Raw genomic sequence first — 20,746 nt, 5'->3', positions numbered from 1 at the left:
GGGGGACGTTACCTTTTCAGAGCCACTTGTGCTCACGATACCATTGCGCCGTGGCCTTCAGCCCTTCGCGCGTCTCGATGCGGGGACGCCAGAGCTTGCCCGGCGGTGCGGCCTCGGGAGAGACCACCCAGTCCGGATGGCTGATGTAGGCGGCGCGGTCGAGCGTCATTTTTGCACGGGCACCGCGCAAAAAACCGTCCATCCGCGCAGCCCGGTGGAGCATGGCCGCGGACAGCCCGATCACGCGCGGTCGCCTGCCCAGCGCCCAGCCGATCGCCAGCCCAAGCTCGAAATGCTCCCAGCCCTGCGGCTTGCCGTCGTCAGGCTCGAAGATCTTGCCGGTTACCGACAGCCCGCCCGGCTCCAGCGCGACCAGCAGCCGCGCCAGATCCTCGACATGGATCATCGAGGCGCGCCCTTCCTTCGGCATAGGGATGAAGCCCCAGCGCGCCACGCGGAACAGCTCGAACATCTCCTTGTCGCGCGGGCCATAGATCGCGGGCGGACGCACGATCGTCCAGTCGAGCGGACTGGCCATGACGATCTTCTCGGCCCGCGCCTTGGACGCGCCATAAGCGGAAAGCTCCGGCTCACGCGCGGACAGCGAGGAGACATGGACGAAGCGGCGCACGCCCTCGCCCACGGTCGCCTCGATCAGATTGAGCGTGCCGGTGACGTTGCCCGCCTCGAACCCGGCCGCGTCGGGCGCGTTGACCACGCCGGCGACGTGGATCACCGCCTCGGTCCCGCGCACCAGTTCGACCAGCGATGCCGGGTCGCCCAGTTCGCCGCCGACCCAGTCGACGTGCTCGCGCTCAGGCTGGCTCCGGCGGGTCAGCGCGCGGACTGCGAAGCCCGCGTCGATGGCAGCGTCCAGCACGGCCTGCCCGACGAAGCCGGTAGCGCCGGTGAGCGCGATGACCGGACGCTCCACAAGGGCGCGACGGCGGTTCACTTGAGCACCATCTGATCGCGGTGGATCACTGAGGAGCGCGGCGAATAACCAAGTACCCGCTCCTGCTCGCTGGAATGCAGGCCGACGATCGCCGCGCATTCGGCAGCGTCGTATTCCGACAAGCCATGGGCCAGCACTTTACCCTCTCCATCGACGATGGCGACCGGATCGCCCCGCGAAAACACGCCCTCTACCGCCGTGATGCCCTTTGCGAGCAGGCTGGACCCGCGCCCGAGTGCAGCAGCCGCACCATCATCGACCACGATCTCGCCCTTGAGGCGCAGTCGGCCGCCCAGCCACGCCTTGCGCGCGGCGGCCTTGCGCCGGGGTACGAACAGGGTGCCGATGCCGTCATTGACGATGCGCGCCACCGGGCGTTCATGCTGCCCGTTGCCGATGACAAGGCAGATACCTGCCAGTTCCGCGATCTCCGCCGCCTGCAGCTTGGAAACCATGCCGCCCGAGCCCATGCCGGAGTTCGAATCCGTACTGGCCATGGCGCGGACTTCCGCCGTCACGCCCTCTACCACCGGAATCATCTTTGCGCCGGGCAGCCTGGGATGCCGGTCGTAGAGCCCGTCGATATCCGAAAGCAGCACCACCGCGCTCGCCTGAGCGGCCTGCGCAACGCGCGCGGCCAGGCGATCGTTGTCGCCAAAGCGGATTTCCTGAGTCGCCACCGAATCGTTCTCGTTGATCACGGGCACCGCGCCGGCATCGAGAAGCCGCGTCAGCGTGGCGGTGACGTTCAGGTAACGGCGGCGATCTTCCAGATCCTCCAGCGTCAGCAACATCTGCGCAGCGGTGATCCCGTGCGTGCCCAGCAGTTCCGCCCAGAGCCCGGAAAGCGCGATCTGGCCCACCGCGGCGCTGGCCTGAGCGTCTGCAAGACTGCCGCGCCCGCCCTTCTCCAGCCCCAGCGTCGCCGCGCCCAGCGCGATCGCGCCCGAGGATACGACGATCACGTCCTGCCCCCGGCTGCGAGCCTGTGCGATCTCGGCCACCAGCTGCGTGATCCACGCGCGTCGCACACCGTCCGGCCCCACAAGCAACGCCGAGCCCACCTTGATGACGAGGCGCGGGGCGAGAGCGGGATCGGCGAGGTCTGAGAGTCGGGCTATGGACATTTGCAGCCAGCCTCTAGGGGAAAGCCGAAGTTGTGAAAAGCGCAAGGTTGCTCGGCCAGGCCGATGCAGCCGGCCTCAGATCGGGGACCAGGGCTTGTCGTCGGCCTCTTCACGTTCGCCTTCGGGGCGCTCCGTAACGGTGGCCGCGGGCAGATAGTCGATCACCGCATCGAGCAGCTTCGACATGCCCTTGCCGGTCGCGCCCGAAATCGGGAACACTTCATCCGCACCGGCCTTGAGCAGTTCCCTGGCATATTCCTCCGCCAGTGCATCGTCGACAAGATCGATCTTGTTGAGCGCCACCAGACGCGGCTTGTCTTCCAGACCACCGCCATAGGCCTCAAGCTCTTCCTCCACGATCCGCATCGCCTCGACGGGATCGGTATTGGAGATATCGATGAGGTGGACCAGCACGCGGCACCGCTCGATATGGCCAAGGAAGCGGTCACCAATGCCGGCGCCATCCGCAGCGCCCGCGATCAGACCGGGAATGTCGGCCAGCACGAACTCGCGGTGCTTGTGCATCACGACGCCCAGCTGCGGACGCAGCGTGGTGAAGGCGTAGTCGCCCACCTTGGCCTTGGTGTTCGACAGCGCGTTGATGAAGGTGGACTTGCCCGCGTTCGGCATGCCGACAAGGCCGACGTCGGCCAGCAGCTTGAGCCGCAGCCAGACCCACTGCTCGATCGCGGGCATGCCGGGCTGGTGCTGACGCGGCGCGCGGTTCGTGCTGGTCTTGTAGCTGGCGTTGCCACGCCCGCCCATGCCGCCTTCGATGAAGGTTACGCGCTGACCGGCTTCGGTCAAATCGAGCAGAACCGTCTCGCGGTCCTCGTCGTCGACGATCTGGGTGCCCACGGGAACCTTGATGACAAGGTCCTTGCCCGCCGCGCCATTGCGGTTCTTGCCCATGCCATGGCCGCCGCGCGGCGCCTTGAAGTGCTGGGTGTAGCGGAAGTCGATCAGGGTGTTGAGCCCCGCCACCGCTTCGAAAATGACGTCGCCGCCCTTGCCGCCGTTACCGCCGTCGGGGCCGCCATATTCGACGTACTTTTCACGTCGGAAACTGACCGCACCGGGGCCACCGCCGCCTGCACGAACATAAATCTTGGCCTGGTCGAGAAAATGCATCGGTCCTATCGCTTCCAGCGCTGATCAAGCGCCCCTTCGCGACCGGTCCCGGTCGCCGGAGGTCTCCCCTCCGCTGAACGCCGCTGGCCGCAGATAAACAAAAAACCCGGCCGTGTCTCGGGCCGGGTGATGCCCGGCTCTTCCGGACATGCCTGAATTTTCCGATACTGGTGGAGCCGAGGGGGATCGAACCCCTGACCTCGTCATTGCGAACGACGCGCTCTCCCAGCTGAGCTACGGCCCCGTTCCAGTATCAAACCCCGAACGCGATTCCGCCCTCGGGAGCGCTCCCTTAGCGAAAGCGCTATCGGCGCGGAAGAGCAAAAATGGCAGAGCGCGAAGATTCTCACGCCCTGCCCATCCGCTTTTACGCCGTATTTACTGGGCCTGCGGAACGTTCGCCTGAGGCTGGCCCACGGGCTGCGCCATGACCTGTTCCGTCGTCGGACGAACGGTAATCAAACCGTTCGAACCATAGCGCGACTGCCATGCAGCCAGATCGGCGCGATACTGGTCATAGGCATCGAAGAACGCCTTGAACGGCGCTTCCAGCTTGGCCAGCCCGCTGTAGGACCAGGCTTCGAACTGGCTCGGCTCAACCGTCTGCAATTCGGCGCTCACCTCCATGGCGGCCTTGCAGAAGCTGGAATCGACCGGCGGCAGCGAGAAGAAGTTGTACACCTGCGTCTGATACGTTTCACGCGCGACGATCGCAGCGCGGCCGGAATGCTGCGTCCGGAAGCTGGCGTCGATTTCCTTGCTCGCCCGGTCGAGCGAGCTGTCATAGACCTTCAGGAAGCGCTTGTAGCCTTCGAGGATCGGGTTGAATTCAACTTCCACGCAGTTGAGCGCGGCCACGTTGTAGGCAGAACGGAAATTCCACACAGCCTGTGACGTCGATATCCCGTAATTCACGGTATGGCGGGCGCCATCTTCGGTCTTGGTGGGGATCGTCATTTCAAGCGGCGCGCCCATCGGCGGCGTCGGCATCGGCGGGATCACCACGACCGGCGGCGGCGGCGGCGGTGGCGGCGGCGGCTTCGCGCAGCCTGCAAGCGCCGCGAGCGTGACGGCAACCGCCGAGCCCGCCAGCAATGAAAGGCGGCGGCGCCCTTGCTCGTTGTCCCTCATCTCAAGCCCTTTGAACACCGATCGTTCTCCATTCCACGGCGCCAGAGATTTACCCGCACCGCGCCTCAAAGAAAATGCCCGGCGCGATAAAACGCGCCGGGCATCATGATTATCCGAAACTGCACTGTGGATTAATCGTTCCGAAGGCAATTCAGCCCCATTCTGGTTCCGATTATCTCAGCCCAGCCGCGCGATGCTCAGTCCCTCTGGCCAAGGAAGCTCAGCAGGAACTGGAACATGTTGATGAAGTCCAGATAAAGGCTCAGCGCGCCAAGCACCACGGCCTTGCCCACGAAATCCGTGCCGCGCAGGTGGTAGTACTGGTTCTTGAGCATCTGGGTGTCATACGCGGTAAGCCCCGCGAAGATCAGCACGCCCAGCACCGAGATCGCCAGCTGCAGAACGCTCGATCCCACGAACAGGTTGACCAGCGATGCGATCAAGATGCCGACGACGCCCATGATCAGGAAAGTGCCGAAGCCCGACAGATCCTTCTTCGTGGTGTAGCCGTACAGGCTCAGACCTGCGAATGCCGCAGCCGTTGCGAAGAACGTGGTCGCGATCGAGGTTGCGGTGTAGATCACGAAGATCGTCGACAGCGACACGCCCATCACGGCCGCGAACGACCAATAGAGCACCTTGAGCGTACCTTCGCTGAAGCGCGCTGCGCCGCCGCTGATCGCGAAGACGAAGCCCAGCGGCGCCAGCATGACGAGCCACTTGATCGGCGACTGCATCATGGCGATCGCATAAGGCGCAAAGAGCATAGCGACGATGCCCGACAGCAGTACGCCCGAAGCCATGTAGTTGTAGATCGACAGCATGTGCCGACGCAGACCCGCATCGTATGCGGCCCGGCCGGCGGTGCGACCAAAGTCGCTGCCGTCACGGCTCGGAGACGCACCGAAGCCCTGACGGGGCTGGGGGTCGTTCCAATTCGCCATTTCAAACTCCCTTTAGCGAAAGACCTGCACAATGCGGTCCCGCTCAAGGGTGAATATCGCGCCGGGCCATAAAAGTTTCAAGAAGAACCGGCGCCGGTCATTTGTGACAAAGTGTGAAACAGGCCAGATGCGCTATCAGCCGCGCCGGGCCTCAGCCGCCATTTCGGCATTGCGATCGCGCGAGGCGGTCATGGCTTCGGCCACCACGCCCGCCAGCGCAGCCCCTTCATCCAGCACATTCATCCCTGCGCGCGTCGAACCGCCGGGGCTGGCCACCTTGTCGGCCAGTTCACCGGGCGAAAATTCCGATGCGCCCGCCAGCAAGGCCGCACCCTCGACCATCGCCAGCGCGAGACGCTGCGACTGCCCCGCGTCAAGCCCAAGCGCGACGGCACCCGCCGCCAGGGAATCGATGAAGCGATAGACGAAAGCGGGGCCACAGCCCGCAAGCGCGGTAACGGCATCGAACAAGTGCTCACCGGCGAGCCACTCCGGCGTGCCGAGCGGCGCCATCAGCGCAGTAACAGCGGCCCGGCCAGTCTCATCAAGACCGCGAGCATCGAGCGCGATCGGTGACTTGCCAATAGCCGCAGCCAGATTGGGCATGATCCGCACCACACCGCCCGCTTCGGGGAAACGCGCAGAGAGACTGTCGAACTCAACACCGGCAAGGATGGAAAACAGCACCGTGCTGCGCCCGACCAGCGGCTGCAGCAGAGGCGCGACGGCGTCCAGCCCCTGCGGCTTGACGCCCAGCATGACGATATCGAAGCGCCCTTCCGAGGGCAGTTCCGACAGCAGCGTGACGCCTTCCGGAACGGCTTCCTTATGCGGATCGACGACGGTGAAGCGCGAAGCCGGAATACCGCCCGCCAGCCACCCGGTCAGCATGGCCCCTGCCATGTTGCCGCAGCCCACAAGCAGGATGTTCTGAAACCGGTCCATGCGCAATTCCCTCAATGCCAGGTCGGGGCGCGACTTAGGCGACCGGAACGACACCGACAAGAGGCAGACCGGGGTAATCCGGCCCGGTGATCAGGTAACCGTCAGGCTTCCCCGGCCGCATCCACCAACGCGGCGGCAAGCGCCTCGGTCGGGCTCTTGTCGCCCCACAGGATGAACTGGAACACCGGGTAGAAGCGATCGCATTCCTCAACGGCGGCTTCGACCACCATCTGCGCCTGCCCCGGCCCCAGCAGCCCGTCGGGGCCAAGCATCAGCCCGTGGCGATAAAGTACTACACCGCCGTTCGACCACATGTCGAAGTGACCCAGCCAGACTTGCTCGTTTATGAGGGCCAGCGCCTCGAACACGGCGGAGCGCTTGGCGTCGGCTACGCGGATATCGGGCAGGCACAGCAGCTGGAGGACCCGATCCTCCCGACGCCAGATCGCCTGCAACTGATACGTAGCCCAGGCGCCCTTGATCTCGGCCGAGATTTCATCTTCGCCGGCATATTCGAAAGGCCAGTCACGCGCCTCGAACAGCGACGCAAGCATCTCCACAGGGGCCGCCTCGTCGTCCCGGTCGATATCGTCCTGAACCGTCCTCATAATCTGCGACATCAGCCCTCCGCGAATACGGGTGCATGGATGCTGCCTGCGGGTGGGCAAGCACAATCCACCTGCCCTCATCGCCTGCGCATAACTGCACAAGCCTGTTTACAGCGTGTGGATAAATATGAATGCGCGTTAACACAAGGACCGCTGCAAGCCCCGCAAACCGCAGAATTACTTGGCTGAGAGCGGGTCCACGACTTGCCCTGCGGGACTGGTCCACGGCAACGCGTCCGAGAACCCCTGCCTCTTGGCATCGGCCAGGAACGAATTGGCCGCCTTTTGCGTCGCGAAGGGGCCGATCAGCACGCGGTTGGTGCGGCCCATTTCACTGACATAGGGGCTATATCCCTTGAGCAGCGCAGCATTTTCCCGCGTGTAGCGCCGCCAGTCGAAGGCGATCGCGCCCTTGTCGCGCCCGACGCCGATCTGAACCCAGATCCTGCTGGGATGCGAAGGCTTCTTCGCCTTTGCCTTGGCCTCTGCCTCGGCCTTCGCCTTGGCTTCGGCTGCCTTGGCAGCGGCAGCCTTGGCCCTGGCATCCTTCGCCTTGGCGGCTTTCAGCTCGGCAGCCGTGGGCTCTGCCGGCTTGCCTTCATCAACCTTCGGCAGTTGCACGGCCGGAGCGGGAGGCGGCGGCGGAGCAGCGGGCGTTATCAGGCGGATATCGACAGCGCCCGACGCAGGCATGATGTCCGCTGTCGGCTTACCGATGTCAGCGAAGATCTCCGAAAGTGAAAGCTGGCTTGGCCCCGGCACCGGCGGAGGGCTGGCAGCCGCCGCCACCTGCGGCGCAGCCGGAGGGGTCTTGGCCGCCTCGGCAGCCGCCGGGTTCGCCGCTGAAGTCGCTGCAGGCAGACGGCCCAGATCGAAGCCGGGATTGGCAGCCGGTCCCGACGGCGAAGTCGCCGCCGGCGCTGTCCGCACGGGCGATGCGCTGGCCGCAGCCACTTGCGGTGCCTTGGAAGAACGAGCCGGCTGTCGTGCAGGCGTGGGCGACGATGGCACGACGGTTGCAGCAGCCTTTGGCGCTTCCGCGCTGCGTCCGATCGGGGGCAGTTCACCCGAACCATCCCGCTCGATCGTGGGCTTCGGGTCGGGGGGAGCAACGCGATCGGGGTCGACCGACGCCAGCGCCGCAGTCCGAGCGGCCGCGCTGCCCGATTGCGCGCCCGATCGCGCGGCCCCCTGCTGCCTGCCGGCACGGTCCACGCGTGGACGCGCGGTCTTGCCCGCGTTTGCAAGCTTGGTTCCGCCAAGCGGCTCACCCTTGGGAATCAGCCCTGCCCCAGCGGCCGTGGACCGGGGCGGCGCATAAGCCGCAATACGCGCGTCATCCCGGCCGATTTCGGACGCCTTTGGAAAGCGTCCCAGATTCGCGGCCGCCGACTGCTGCGCCTTGGTCAGCCGCGGCATGTAGCGCAAATAGGGCGCGATGTTCTGGGCCAGCTGGCCGGGCAAGATCTTCCCCGCCACATCGACCGCCTGATCCGTGTCCCCCGCGATGGCCAGCGTGAAGGCCCGCGTGCGCCAACCGGGCTTGTCCTGTTTGTTCAGCAACGGCAGCAGCGTTGCGTAAGCGGCATCAAGGTCGCCCCCGATCGCCTGGCTCACCGCCAGCCGATTGCGCAATTCGTCCGCCTTGTCCCCCGAAGCCGTCGCCATCGCGGCCGCATAGTAACGCTGAGCCAGCGCGTTATCACCGACGAGATCGTAAGCGAGCCCCCGGTCGGCAGATATCGCCGAGGGCGCCGCCCCTGCCTTTTCAGCCGCATCGAAACAGGGAATGGCGCTGACCGGATCGCCATTATGGACGAACGCACTGCCCAAGCCCGCCTGAACGCCGGGGTTGCCGGGACTGACTTCATCCGCGCGTCGGTAAAAACCGATCGCCGCAGCATAATCCTGCAAGGCACGGGCAGCGTCGCCCGCATCGATCAGCGCGGGCACATCACGCGCGTCGCGGCCAAGCCGCGCCAATGCCATGCTGAGCTTCTTGTTATCCGCACCGGGAATGGCCTGGACCACGGGACGCGAAACGACAGGTGCGCTTTGGCCGAAGGCGGGGCCGCTGGCCAACGCACCGATCAGCGCTGCACCGCCGAGCAATCGCGAAACCAAGTGATCCACCCGCAAGTCCTTTGTCATACCCGATCGCGCGGGTCACATGCACAAGGCTACCCGCGATTTACAATCATGCCGCCCGCTTCAGCCGCGCGTGCGCATGGACGGGGCGACATGAACCTTGAACGAACGCCGCCGCACCGACCCTTGAAATGCGATTGGCGGGAGCACAGCCCCCGCCAATCTGACACATCGTTTCCGACTTACTGGTTGTTCTGGCGACCAAGGAAGCGCGGAATGCTGATCGAGCCGCCGTCGCTGTCCTCATCGTCAGGCGCGGCCTCGGCACCGGGACGCGGACGCGACAGGCTGGTCATGCGCTCGAACAGGGTGCTGCCACCGCCGACCGGCTTGGTACGCGGCGCTGCGGGAGCGGCCGCCGGGGCCGGAGCAGCCTGCTGACCACCATCGAGGAGCAGTTCATCCTGCGCGCGGCGCGGAGCCGGGGCAGGCTCTGCCGGAGCTTCGAAGCTGAGGTCCAGCGGTTCCTTCTGGATGCCGCGCAGACCCGCAAATCCGGGCGTGGCCGCAGGGGCCGGAGCAGCAGCCTGAGCCTCATCCTCGGCGCCAAGTTCAAGTTCCGCAGCCGGTTCGTAAGCCTGCGACGGCGCCGGGAACGGCTCGGGAGCCGGGGCCGGAGCGGGCTGAGCCACCGGCGCGGGCGCCGGAGCGACAGGCGCCTGATAAGTCGGAGCGGCAGGCGGCGTGTGCAGTGCCGGACGCGCCAGACCGCGCGAAGCACCCAGGTTCAGCGGACGCGAGGCGATCTCTGCCATTTCCGTCGTCTGTTCGATGCCGGTGGCGACAACCGAGACGCGGATCTTGCCCTGCAGGTCGGGGTTGAACGCCGACCCCCAGATGATGTTCGCATCGGGATCGACCAGTTCGCGAATGTGGTTCGCGGCCTCGTCGACTTCGAGCAGCTTCATGTCGTCGCCGCCGATGATCGAGATGATGACGCCCTTCGCGCCCTGCATCGACACGCCGTCCAGCAGCGGGTTGGCAATGGCGCGTTCGGCGGCTTCCAGAGCACGGTTCGGGCCTTCGCCTTCGCCGGTGCCCATCATTGCCTTGCCCATTTCACCCATGACCGAGCGAACGTCCGCGAAGTCGAGGTTGATGAGGCCGGGCATGATCATCAGGTCGGTGATCGACCGCACGCCCTGCTGCAGCACTTCGTCGGCCAGCGTGAACGCTTCCTTGAAGGTCGTTTCCGCCTTCGCCACCAGGAACAGGTTCTGGTTGGGAATGACGATCAGAGTATCGACGTGCTTCTGCAGTTCCTCGATGCCCGAATCGGCAGCGCGCATACGGCGCGTACCTTCGAACATGAACGGCTTGGAGACGACGCCCACCGTGAGGACGCCCTTTTCACGCGCGGCCTGCGCGATGATCGGGGCCGCACCCGTGCCGGTGCCACCGCCCATGCCGGCCGCGATGAAGACCATGTGGACGCCGTCGAGCAGGCGCTCCAGTTCCTCACGGGTTTCCTCTGCGGCGGCACGACCCACTTCGGGGCGCGCACCGGCACCAAGACCCTGCGTGATTTCAGGGCCAAGCTGGATGCGCGTTTCCGCGATCGAGTTGTTCAGCGCCTGTGCGTCGGTGTTGGCCACCACGAAGTCCACGCCCTCGATCTGGGCGCCGATCATGTTGGCGATCGCGTTTCCGCCCGCACCGCCGACGCCGATAACGAGAATGCGAGGACGAAGCTCCTCGATAGCCGGCGGTCCGATGTTAATGCTCATTTCGCTCTCCTGCAGGCACGTCGCGCGAAGAAAATTCCTTGACCACTCTGATTGCACGCTTCGATTTGTCTAGGCAAAGGATGACAGGCCTTTGTCCACAGCCAAAGCCGCGAATTCCGCCATTTTCAGCACGTTTGTCGTTCAGTTTGCACAACTGGTCTTCAAGGCACTCTGAACGTTCAAAAGTATTCGCGCAGCGCCTGATAGACACGGCCCACCATACCCAGCTTGCCAAGGCGCACCGTACTGGTGTGGCTGCGCCCCAGCGCGCGGATGTCGACCGGGTCGGCGGCGGCGTAGAGGACCAGCCCCGCCAGCGTTGAGAAGCCCGGTTTCACATGCGCTTCGGCCAGTCCGGCCAGATGCGCCACGCGGCCGATGCGAACGGGCTTGCCAATGGCCGCCTGGGCGTAATCGGCAAGGCCGACCAGTTCGGCGCCGCCGCCGGTGAAAACCACCTGCTTGCCGCGCTGGCCGGTGAAGCGCATCGTCTTGAGCGCCTTGTTCACCTCTTCCATCAGGGTGCCAAGCTGGCCGGTGATCACGCCGATCAGTTCGGCGCGCGGGATGCGGTTCTTGTCATCGGCATGGCGCGCGATCGGCCCGGTGCCTTCTTCGCCCGGCGCGTTGACGGGGATCATCTCGCGGTGATCATGCGGGCTGGCGATGGCCGAGCCGTTGACGCACTTGAGCCGTTCCGCCTGGAACCGGCGGATACCGAAGGCCGAGGCGATGGCATCGGTGATGTCCGCCGAGCCCATCGGGATCGACATCATGTCCTTGAGCATGCCCTGCTCATAGATCGCGACGTTGGTAACCTCGCCCCCGAATTCGACAAGGGCGACGCCCAGATCGCGCTCCTCCGGCGAAAGACATGCCTGCCCCGCGGCGATGGGAGAGCCGACGACTGCCTCCACCTCAAGATGCGCGGACTGCACGGCTTCGGTCAGGTTGCGGATCGGCGCACCGTCCGCCAGCATGATGTGAATGTCGACACCAAGCCGCTCTGCATGCAGGCCCTTGGGGTCGATCACGCCATGCGCGCCATCAAGGCGGTACTGCGCCGGCTGGGCGTGGAGCACCATGCGGCCGTCCGGCTGGATCACGTCCTTGGCCGAAATCAGCAGCTGGTCGATATCTTCCTGCTCGATCCGGCGGCCGCCTATCTCCGCGTCGAACTGGTCGATCCGGCTGGCAAGCCCTGCGCCCGAGCAACCGATCCACACCTTCTGGACGGCAGTGTCCGCCATCTTCTCGGCCCGATCGATGGCATCGCGCACGGCATAGGTCGCAGCGGCCATGTCGGTGACAAAGCCGCGCTTGATGCCCTGGCTGGCGCGGTGCCCCGATCCGAGCACGACCATGTCGCCCACCTCGTTGATCCCCGCCACGATGGCGGAAATGCGGAAGGAACCGATGTTGACCGCGCCGAATACGCGGGTGATGCGCTGGTTGCCCATTACTGTTCTTCCCCTGCCGCGCCCTGCGTCGCACTCGCCGCTGCCCCGGTGTGCGGCACGGAGCCTGCCTTCAATGCCAGTTCCTGCCCGTCCTGCTCCGGCACGCGCATGTACATGCGATCCTTGGCCCGCATGTCGAACGCAGTGACCTTGCCGCCCAGCAACCGGTTGGTGCCATCGAGCCGCGCGAAAGTGACCAGCGCGCTGGCGGATTCGCGATCACCCTCGGGTAGCGCAAGGACCTGGCCGGACTGGAAGGTCAGGTTCCAGCGGCGATTGCCGATCCATTCGGCTTCAGCCACGCGCGGCTTCATCGCCGGCGCTGCTTCCAGCAGGTGACCAAGGGCAAGCACCTGCTGGCCCGCGCCCAGACCGGATACGATCAGCCGGTTGCCCGCATTCTTGCGATTGATGACCTCCAGTTCATGCCCCGTCTCGTCGATCAGCACGAAGCGGTCGTCCTTGCGCAGCACTGCATGCGGTTCACGCTCGACGATGTCGATGACGAGGGTGTCGGGCAACTGGCGCGAGACCCGCGCATCCTTGACCCACGACAGCGTCAGCAGGTCCTGCCGCAGCGCCTCGATATCCACCAGCGGCATCGCCCGATCCCGTTCGGCCAGCGCCTTCTCGTAGACCTTCAGCTCGTTGATGTTCTTGACGCCGCGCACTTCGACGCGCTTCACCTCGAAACCGGTCTGTCCGGCGATCAGCGCCATCTGGTGTCCGGCCAGACCCGGCAGCCCTGCAAAGCTGGCCACCACGCACACAAGCGCCGCCGCGCCGCCAAGGATGGCGACGAGGAAGATCTTGTGCAGTTGCGTTTCCGAGAACGGCAGCCAGGCCATTACCTGATCGACCGCAGACCCCGTCCGTGCCTTGGCCACGCGCACTTTGCGCTGCGTGCCCGCCTGCGCGGCGGCCTTGCGGGCGGTCGTGCCCTTGCGCCGGATGGTCTGGCTCATTTTGGCTTTGCCCCACGCACCTTGGCGTCTGCGAGCGCCTCGGCGATGATCGCCTCGACGAGTTCGGGGTATTCCATGCCGCAGGCGCGCGCCTGCTCGGGAACGAGGCTGAGCGGCGTCATCCCCGGCTGGGTGTTCACTTCCAGCAGGAACAGCCCCTCGATCCCCTGCGTATCATCCCAGCGGAAATCCGAACGGCTGGTGCCCTTGCAGCCCAGCAACTGGTGCGCCCGCAAGGCAATATCCTTGCAGGCCTGCGTGATCTCATCGGGGATTTCGGCCGGGCAGACGTGCTCGGTCATACCGTCGGTGTACTTGGAATCGAAATCGTAGAAGCCCGACTTCGGCTTGAGTTCAGTGACCAGCAAGGCGCGGTCGCCGATCACCGCCGTCGTCAGTTCGCGGCCGCGAATATACGGTTCGGCCAGCAGTTCGTCGAACTCCTGCCACGGCCCCGTCACGCCCTTCGCGATCGGATTGCCGTAGTTGCCCTCTTCCGTGACGATGGCGACGCCCACCGACGAGCCTTCGTTGACCGGCTTGAGCACGTAAGGGCGCGGCAGCGGATCGGCGACATGAATGTCGGCGGACCTGACCACGCGGCCACCGGGCATCGGTACGCCATGCGGGACCAGCGCCTGCTTGGTCAGTTCCTTGTCGATCGCGATCACCGAAGTCGCAAGGCCCGAATGCGTGTAGGTCAGGCCCATCAGGTCCATCATGCCCTGCACCGTGCCATCTTCCCCCGGTGCGCCGTGCAGCGCATTGAAGACCACATCCGGCTTCGCTTCGGCGAGACGCAGCGCGACGTCGCGGTCCATGTCGATACGGGTGACCTTGTGCCCCTTCGATTCCAGAGCCTTGGCCACGCCCTCGCCGCTCATCAGCGAGACCGGGCGTTCGCTCGACCAACCGCCCATCAGGACTGCGACGTGGATAGCATTCAGGCTCATGAATTCAGACTCGTTCGATAAAGCGGGGTTTGCAGGTCGCGGACGGCATCGGAGCAGTCCTTGTCCCAGGGGAAGAGGCCGTCATCCACGCCCGGCCAGACGATCTGCATCGCGCGGGACATTTCTTCCCCCTCATGCTCGGCGTACCACATCGCCGAGTTGAAGTAGTGCGGGATCAGGCATTCGGGCTCGACCTCGCGGATCATGCAGCGGTGGCCCTTGAGGAGGCCGTCGACCTCTTTCCAATCCTCCAGCACCAGCCCTTCGCGGCACATGTCGAGCACACCGTTGATGACCGCTGCCGAAAGTTCGGTCGAGAAGCCGAAGACGATTACCTCAGGCTGGCTGACCGTGGTGCGAAAGCCGACCGAGTAGGCGAAGCGCTCCTCGCTCTCGTCATCCTCATCGGCATCGTCGGGCGGGGTGACGACGGTAATGTGGCAACCGAACTCCTCGATGTTGTCGAGGATCTGCTGTTCGTGGCGGGACAGGCGATCATCTCTCACGAGCGCCCTCCTTCAACTCTCTGGCCAACCCGCTGGATTTCCCATTCGAGGTCGACGCCGGACTTGTCCTTCACCCGGCGGCGCACTTCGTCGCCAAGGTTTTCGATATCCTCGCTGGTGGCATCGCCGGTGTTGAGCAGGAAGTTGGTGTGCTTCTCGCTCACTTGCGCGCCGCCCAGCGCCAGACCGCGACAGCCCGCCTCGTCCACCAGCTTCCAGGCGGCGTGGCCTTCGGGGTTCTTGAAGGTGGAGCCGCCGGTCTTGGATCGCAGCGGCTGCGACGCTTCGCGTGCGGCGGAGATGCGGTCCATCTCGGCCTGGATCGCGGCGGATTCGCCAGAGCGCCCCTTGAACCGCGCAGAGACGACCACTGCGCCCTCGGGCAGTTCGGAATGGCGGTAGGTATAGCCGAGGTCCGCATTGCCAAACGTGACCAGTTCACCCGAACGCAGGACCACGTCGCAGTCGACGAGGATATCCTTGACCTCACCGCCGTAAGCCCCGCCATTCATGCGCACGAAGCCGCCCACGGTGCCGGGGATCGAGCGCAGGAACTCCACGCCCGCAATCCCCGCGTCGCGCGCGGTGGAGGACACGAGAATGCCGCTCGCCCCGCCGCCGCAATCGAGCGTGACGTCGTCCACCTTGGTCACTTTGGCAAAGGCCTTGCCCAGCCGGATCACCACGCCCGGAACGCCGCCGTCACGCACGATCATGTTGGAACCGAGCCCTAGTGCCATCAACGGCACTGCCGGGTCCAGCGCCCGCAGGAAGTCCTGCAGGTCCGCAAGGTCTTTCGGCTCGAACAGCCATTGCGCATGACCGCCGGCCTTGAACCAGACGAGCGGGGCCAGCGGCGCATTGGCCGTCAGCTTGCCCCGAACAGTCGTCTGATCGAGCGTAAGTGTCACCCTGCCCTCCGTGCACGAACGGCGTCGGCAAGCCCGGCTGCCCACTTGGTGATGTCACCCGCGCCAAGGCACACGACCATGTCGCCCGGCTGGATCGAACCAGCCAGCGCATCGGCCAGCGCATCGGGCCCGGCGATGACCTGCGCCGAACGGTGCCCGCGCGCCTTCATGCCCGATACCATCGCGGCGCTGTCCACACCCTCGATCGGCTGCTCTCCCGCGGCGTAGACCGGCGCGGCGTAGACCACGTCGGCGTCGTTGAAGGCGCTTTCGAAGTCCTCCATGTGATCGCGCAGGCGGGTGAAGCGGTGCGGCTGCACCACGGCGATGACGCGCCCCTTCACGCCTTCACGCGCGGCGGCGAGCACGGCGCGGATCTCGACCGGGTGGTGGCCGTAATCGTCGATCACGGTGACGCTGCCGCCGTCCAGTTCCACTTCGCCGACTTTGGTGAAGCGCCGCTTGACGCCGCCGAACTTGGAGAAGCCGGTCTGGATGCAGGCATCAGAGCAGCCCATCTCCACGGCCACGCCCACGGCTGCGAGCGCGTTCTGGACGTTGTGGCGGCCCGGCATCGGCAGTTCGATACCCTCGATCCGGCGGAAGCTGCCGTCGCGCTGGCGCAGCGCCACGTCGAAACGGTTGCCGCCAGGGATCGGCGTCACGTTCTCGCCGCGAATGTCGGCCTGGGCGGAGAAGCCGTAGGTCACCACGCGGCGGTCGCGCACCTTGGGGATGATCGCCTGCACCTCGGGGTGATCGATGCACAGCATCGCCGCGCCGTAGAACGGCACGTTCTCGATGAATTCGACGAAGGATTCCTTGATCTTGTCGAACGAACCGTAATGGTCGAGGTGCTCGGGATCGATGTTCGTCACAATGGCGATCGTACCGTCAAGACGCAGGAAAGAGCCGTCGCTCTCGTCCGCTTCCACCACCATCCAGTCCGACGCACCAAGGCGCGCGTTCGATCCGTAGGAATTGATGATGCCACCGTTGATGACCGTCGGGTCGACGCCGCCCGCATCGAGCAGTGCCGCGACCATCGAGGTCGTCGTGGTCTTGCCGTGCGTCCCTGCCACCGCGACGGTGTTCTTGAGGCGCATCAGTTCGGCCAGCATCTCCGCGCGGCGGACCACCGGGATGCGATGCTCAAGAGCGTAGACGACCTCGGGATTCTCGCGCTTCACCGCTGTTGAGGTGACGACCACCGCCGCACCCTCGACGTTTTCAGCCGCGTGGCCGATCATCACCTTGATCCCGCGCGCACGCAGCCCCTCGACGACGTAACCCTCGGCAATGTCGCTGCCCTGAACCGAGTAACCGAGGTTGTGCATGACCTCGGCGATGCCAGACATGCCGATGCCGCCGATCCCGACGAAATGGATGGTCCCGATTTCGGTGCCGACGCCCTTCACTTGATATTCTCCATTGCCAGCGCTTCGCCGCCCTTGGGCAAGCTGGCCTTTTCCATTCGAATGACGTCCATGATCGGCGCTGCGCCGAAGCTTTCGACAAGGTCGGCCAGATCACGCGCCGCGTTGGGATAGCCGCAGTTCCACGAGGCGTGCGCGGCGTTCGCCAGCGTTTCGGGGTGCTGGGCGATCGCCTGAATCTGCAGGCACAAGTCCTTGGCCATCTTCTGATGGATCTCGGCCTGTTCGCTGAGCAGGGCGTTGCGCTTGTCGCCCTTGTAGGCGTCAGGGTTTTCGGTGGTGACAGCGGGCTGGCGGATCACCCGCGCACCGCCGCCCGCCACCATCTCGCGCGCGTTGGCGGTCTGGTGATCGTCCATGGCGTAAGGCAGCGGGATAAGGATGGCAGGCCGGCCCACTGCGGTCAGCTCCGCGATCGTCGACGCGCCCGACCGGCCAATGAACAGGTGCGCACCGGCAAGCCGTTCGGCCATGTTCTCGAAGTAGGTCGCCAGTTCGGCCGGGATACCATGCACGGCATACCGTTCACGCACACGCTCGATATCCTCGGCGCGCGCCTGCTGGATCACCTGCAGACGCGAACGCAGCGCGGGGGGGAGCATCGCCAGACCTTCAGGCACCACATCCGAAAGCACGCGCGCGCCCTGACTGCCGCCGGTGACGAGAATGCGAAACAGGCTGTCGTCGGTAAACTCGGGAAACGGCTGCTCGCGCAGGCGCAGCACTTCATCACGCACCGGGTTGCCCACCACGGTGACCTTGTCTGCCAGCGCGGGATCGAGCTTCTCTGTCTTTTCCGCAGAGGTGGCGATGGCATCGACCTTCTTCGCGAACCAACGGTTCACGCGGCCCAGCACCGAGTTCTGCTCGTGCAGGATGATCGGCAGCTTTGCCGCCCTTGCCGCCAGCATCGTCGGCATCGCCGGGTATCCGCCGAAACCGACTACGGCAGTCGGCTCGAAGCTGTCGAACAGGCGCAGCGCCATGCGGCGCCCGGCCAGCACGCCCTTTGCGCCCTTGAGCCAGCCGATCGGATTCTTCCCCGCGATGCGGCCCTGCGGCAGCACATGGGCAGTCAGGTAATCGGGCTTGCCGGGAATCGCCGCGCCGCGTTCGTCCGTCACCAGCGCGACGTGGTGGCCGCGCGCGTGAAGCTCTGCCGCCAGGGCGAACGCCGGGATAAGGTGCCCGCCGGTGCCGCCCGCGGCCAGCACATAATGGCGTGATACGAGACCGGGTTTCGGGCTCATGAAATATCTCCGATGGCGCGCAGGCTGAATTTCTCGCGCTGGATAAACGGGTTGCGCCGGGTCACGGCGAGCAGCAACCCCATGCTCAGGCACATCGCAACAGTCGATGAACCACCATAGCTGATGAGCGGCAGGGTCATGCCCTTTGACGGGAACAACTGCAGGTTGACGAGGATGTTGATGAACGCCTGCCCGCCAAACTGCGCAGCGAAGCCCGATGCGGCAAGCACCGTGAACAGATCTTCCTCGTCCACCAGCCGCAGGATCACGCGCGTGAGGATCGCAAGGTACAGCACTACGATCACCATGCAGGCCAGCAGGCCGAATTCCTCGCCGATAACGGAGAAGATGTAGTCGGTATGCGCTTCGGGCAGCGCCATCTTGCGCGTGCCCATCCAGAAGCCAAGGCCCGTCCACCCGCCGTTAAGCAGCGTGCGCTGGGCAAGATCCACCTGATCGAACGCCGAGCCGCCGAACAGGAAGTTATCGATGCGGTTGCGGCCATTGTCATAAGTGAAATACATGACGACGAGGCCGACGACACCTGCCGCGCCGAACATGCCGATGCGCTTCACGTCGATGCCGGACAGCAGGATCATCACCAGAAATGCGCCGGAAAACAGCATCGTCGAGCCAAAGTCCGGCTGCAGCATCAGCAGCGCACCCAGCACGCCCATGATCGCAAAGCAGATACCCACGACCGGAATCTGCGGATCTCGGGCACGCCACGATACGATCCACGCAAGCAGAATCGGCCAGCCGCACTTGAGGAATTCGGAAGGCTGCAGCGAAATGCCGAAGCGCAGCCAGCGCTTGGCGCCGTTCACTTCCGAACCGACGATCGGTACCAGAACCAGCGCGAACAGCATCGCCCCGCCCAGCAGGATGCCGAAGCGGCGCGCGCTTTCCTTCGTCAGGCTGGAGGCCCAGAACATCGCTATAAGGCCGACGATCTGCCAGCGCATGTGCAGGTAGAAGAAGTGCAGCGAACGCAGCTTCTCGACCGAAGTCGACAACCGCTTGGCACTGGCGGGCGAACCCGCAGCCACCGCCACCGCGCCGATCGCCATCAGGATCAGAACCAGCACGAGCGTGGAGCGATCAATCTCCTGCCACCAGATCGCGATCTGGCTGCGGCGATTGCGGTTGTAACGCTGCGCGTTCTGGTTGGGCGCAAGCGTGGCCATCAGCCTTGATCCCTTTGAGCGTCATCGGCCAGAAGCGCCTCGACGATCTGCCGGAAGACATCGCCCCGCGCCTCATAGTCGCGGAACTGATCGAAGCTGGCGCAGGCGGGGGACAGCATCACCACATCTCCGGGCCTGGCGGCAGCCATCGCTTCACGGATCGCCTCGGCCATCATCTCGCTGCGATGGACCTGCGTGTAAGGCGCCAGGATTTCGGCAAAGAGAGGTCCGGCGTCACCAATGGTATATGCCGCTGCGATATTGCCGAAATAGGGGGCGCATTCATCCAGATTGTCACCCTTGGGCAAGCCGCCGACGATCCAGTGGATGCGGCGCTCCGGATCAGGCGGGAAAGCCGCGATCGCCGGCGCGGTAGAGGCCGGATTGGTCGCTTTCGAATCGTTGATGTAAGTGACGCCGTTGGCCACTGCCACGCGCTCCATACGGTGCGGCAGTCCGCTGAACGTGCGCAGGCCCTTTCGCCATTGCGCCTTCTTCACCCCCAGCGCTTCGACGATGGCAATCGCCACGGCAGCATTCTGGAGGTTGTGCGGCCCCTGCAGCGAGGGCCATTCCTTCTGGATATCGGCAAGGTCCGTGCCATCGACCAGACGCACGAGGCCGGGCGCACGGCGCGCAGCTTCGATATGGGCGATGGTGCGCGTCTCCTTGTCGCCCATGCCGAACACGGCATGCCGCTCGCGCCCCTGCATTTCGAAAAGGCGGGCCTTGGACGCGGCATATGCCTCGAACCCGGCATAGCGATCGAGGTGATCCGGCGTGATGTTGAGCAGCGCCGCAACGTCGCAGTCGAGACTACGGGTGATGTCGATCTGGTAGCTCGACAATTCAAGCACGTAGACGCCGCCCTCTGGCAGCGGCTGAGGGCCGAGCACCGGCACGCCGATGTTGCCGCCCACACGCGCCGGAACCCCCGCAACTTCAAGCAGATGGTGGACCAGCGAGGTTGTGGTGGACTTGCCGTTGGTGCCGGTGATGCCGACTACGCGGTGCGCGGGCAGGCTCTGGCGGGCCATGGCGAAGAGTTCGATGTCGCCGATCACGGGCACGCCTGCGCGCGCCGCAGCCTCTGCGATGGGGTGGCGGTTGAGCGGAATGCCGGGGGAGACGACGACGCCGTCGCAGCCGGCGATGTCCGCGCTGACGGGGTCGGCAAGTTCCACCTTCCCGCAGTCCGTCCACTCGCACAGCTGCTGGCGCGCTTCGTCGCGGCTGTCCCAGGCCATTACGTGCGCCCCGCTCTCCACCAGCGTGGCAACGGCGGTGAGGCCCGAACGGGCAAGGCCGAGGACCGCGAAGCGCTTGCCGGCGAAGATAGGGGAGACGATCACGACCCCGCTC

18 protein-coding genes and 1 tRNA gene are annotated in these 20,746 nt (G+C 65.2%); all 19 read right to left on the bottom strand.

Features of this window, described 5'->3' with window-relative positions:
* Nucleotides 1-16: 16 nt before the first annotated feature.
* The 19 genes from A8V01_RS26100 to murD all read right to left on the bottom strand — a co-directional run bounded on the left by A8V01_RS26100 (nucleotide 17) and on the right by murD (nucleotide 20,736).
* Nucleotides 17-955, bottom strand: a complete 939-nt coding sequence (locus tag A8V01_RS26100; protein WP_103099159.1) for an NAD-dependent epimerase/dehydratase family protein — start codon at nucleotides 953-955, stop codon at nucleotides 17-19.
* Nucleotides 952-2,082 carry a glutamate 5-kinase gene (gene proB / locus A8V01_RS26095; RefSeq protein WP_103099158.1) on the bottom strand — a complete coding sequence of 377 codons (1,131 nt, stop codon included), beginning with the start codon at nucleotides 2,080-2,082 and terminating at the stop codon, nucleotides 952-954. Before proB ends, A8V01_RS26100 begins: the two co-directional genes overlap by 4 nt.
* Nucleotides 2,083-2,157: 75 nt before the next feature.
* On the bottom strand, nucleotides 2,158-3,213 hold the full coding sequence (gene obgE / locus A8V01_RS26090) for a GTPase ObgE (RefSeq protein ID WP_103099157.1): 1,056 nt from the start codon (nucleotides 3,211-3,213) through the stop codon (nucleotides 2,158-2,160).
* Between the two features lie 168 nt (nucleotides 3,214-3,381).
* A tRNA-Ala gene (locus A8V01_RS26085) sits at nucleotides 3,382-3,457 on the bottom strand.
* Nucleotides 3,458-3,591: 134 nt separating this feature from the next.
* Nucleotides 3,592-4,344: a hypothetical protein gene (locus A8V01_RS26080; protein WP_103099156.1), complete on the bottom strand. Its 753-nt coding sequence runs from the start codon at nucleotides 4,342-4,344 to the stop codon at nucleotides 3,592-3,594.
* A 197-nt stretch (nucleotides 4,345-4,541) separates the two neighbouring features.
* Nucleotides 4,542-5,288: a Bax inhibitor-1/YccA family protein gene (locus A8V01_RS26075; RefSeq protein WP_103099155.1), complete on the bottom strand. Its 747-nt coding sequence runs from the start codon at nucleotides 5,286-5,288 to the stop codon at nucleotides 4,542-4,544.
* Nucleotides 5,289-5,423: 135 nt separating this feature from the next.
* Entirely contained in the window at nucleotides 5,424-6,233 is an 810-nt protein-coding gene (gene proC, locus A8V01_RS26070) for a pyrroline-5-carboxylate reductase (protein WP_103099154.1), read from the bottom strand.
* A gap of 101 nt (nucleotides 6,234-6,334) precedes the next feature.
* The gene (locus tag A8V01_RS26065) at nucleotides 6,335-6,853 is read right to left on the bottom strand and encodes a type III secretion system chaperone family protein (protein ID WP_103099153.1); all 519 of its coding nucleotides are present in this window, start codon (nucleotides 6,851-6,853) and stop codon (nucleotides 6,335-6,337) included.
* A gap of 165 nt (nucleotides 6,854-7,018) precedes the next feature.
* The gene (locus tag A8V01_RS26060) at nucleotides 7,019-8,974 is read right to left on the bottom strand and encodes an SPOR domain-containing protein (protein WP_245892840.1); all 1,956 of its coding nucleotides are present in this window, start codon (nucleotides 8,972-8,974) and stop codon (nucleotides 7,019-7,021) included.
* Between the two features lie 197 nt (nucleotides 8,975-9,171).
* Nucleotides 9,172-10,716, bottom strand: a complete 1,545-nt coding sequence (gene ftsZ / locus A8V01_RS26055) for a cell division protein FtsZ (RefSeq protein WP_103099151.1) — start codon at nucleotides 10,714-10,716, stop codon at nucleotides 9,172-9,174.
* A 179-nt stretch (nucleotides 10,717-10,895) separates the two neighbouring features.
* Nucleotides 10,896-12,176: a cell division protein FtsA gene (ftsA, locus tag A8V01_RS26050; protein WP_103099150.1), complete on the bottom strand. Its 1,281-nt coding sequence runs from the start codon at nucleotides 12,174-12,176 to the stop codon at nucleotides 10,896-10,898.
* Nucleotides 12,176-13,141, bottom strand: a complete 966-nt coding sequence (locus tag A8V01_RS26045; protein ID WP_103099149.1) for a cell division protein FtsQ/DivIB — start codon at nucleotides 13,139-13,141, stop codon at nucleotides 12,176-12,178. Before A8V01_RS26045 ends, ftsA begins: the two co-directional genes overlap by 1 nt.
* Nucleotides 13,138-14,094 carry a D-alanine--D-alanine ligase gene (locus A8V01_RS26040; RefSeq protein ID WP_103099148.1) on the bottom strand — a complete coding sequence of 319 codons (957 nt, stop codon included), beginning with the start codon at nucleotides 14,092-14,094 and terminating at the stop codon, nucleotides 13,138-13,140. The genes A8V01_RS26045 and A8V01_RS26040 overlap by 4 nt, the downstream gene beginning before the upstream one ends.
* The gene (locus tag A8V01_RS26035; protein WP_103099147.1) at nucleotides 14,091-14,600 is read right to left on the bottom strand and encodes a DUF4262 domain-containing protein; all 510 of its coding nucleotides are present in this window, start codon (nucleotides 14,598-14,600) and stop codon (nucleotides 14,091-14,093) included. The genes A8V01_RS26040 and A8V01_RS26035 overlap by 4 nt, the downstream gene beginning before the upstream one ends.
* Entirely contained in the window at nucleotides 14,597-15,511 is a 915-nt protein-coding gene (gene murB / locus A8V01_RS26030) for a UDP-N-acetylmuramate dehydrogenase (protein ID WP_103099146.1), read from the bottom strand. The genes A8V01_RS26035 and murB overlap by 4 nt, the downstream gene beginning before the upstream one ends.
* Nucleotides 15,508-16,929 (bottom strand): UDP-N-acetylmuramate--L-alanine ligase, encoded by a 1,422-nt coding sequence (gene murC / locus A8V01_RS26025; protein ID WP_103099145.1) that lies wholly within the window; start codon nucleotides 16,927-16,929, stop codon nucleotides 15,508-15,510. Before murC ends, murB begins: the two co-directional genes overlap by 4 nt.
* Nucleotides 16,926-18,197: an undecaprenyldiphospho-muramoylpentapeptide beta-N-acetylglucosaminyltransferase gene (gene murG / locus A8V01_RS26020; protein ID WP_103099144.1), complete on the bottom strand. Its 1,272-nt coding sequence runs from the start codon at nucleotides 18,195-18,197 to the stop codon at nucleotides 16,926-16,928. The genes murC and murG overlap by 4 nt, the downstream gene beginning before the upstream one ends.
* Complete coding sequence (locus A8V01_RS26015) at nucleotides 18,194-19,384, bottom strand: FtsW/RodA/SpoVE family cell cycle protein (RefSeq protein ID WP_103099143.1); 1,191 nt, start codon at nucleotides 19,382-19,384, stop codon at nucleotides 18,194-18,196. Before A8V01_RS26015 ends, murG begins: the two co-directional genes overlap by 4 nt.
* Entirely contained in the window at nucleotides 19,384-20,736 is a 1,353-nt protein-coding gene (gene murD, locus A8V01_RS26010) for a UDP-N-acetylmuramoyl-L-alanine--D-glutamate ligase (RefSeq protein ID WP_103099142.1), read from the bottom strand. The genes A8V01_RS26015 and murD overlap by 1 nt, the downstream gene beginning before the upstream one ends.
* Nucleotides 20,737-20,746: the final 10 nt, after the last annotated feature.

Source organism: Novosphingobium guangzhouense (genome assembly GCF_002896965.1).
Lineage (GTDB): Bacteria > Pseudomonadota > Alphaproteobacteria > Sphingomonadales > Sphingomonadaceae > Novosphingobium > Novosphingobium guangzhouense.
The sequence above is the reverse complement of the archived record's forward strand: the minus strand, read 5'-3'. Positions and strand labels throughout refer to the sequence as shown.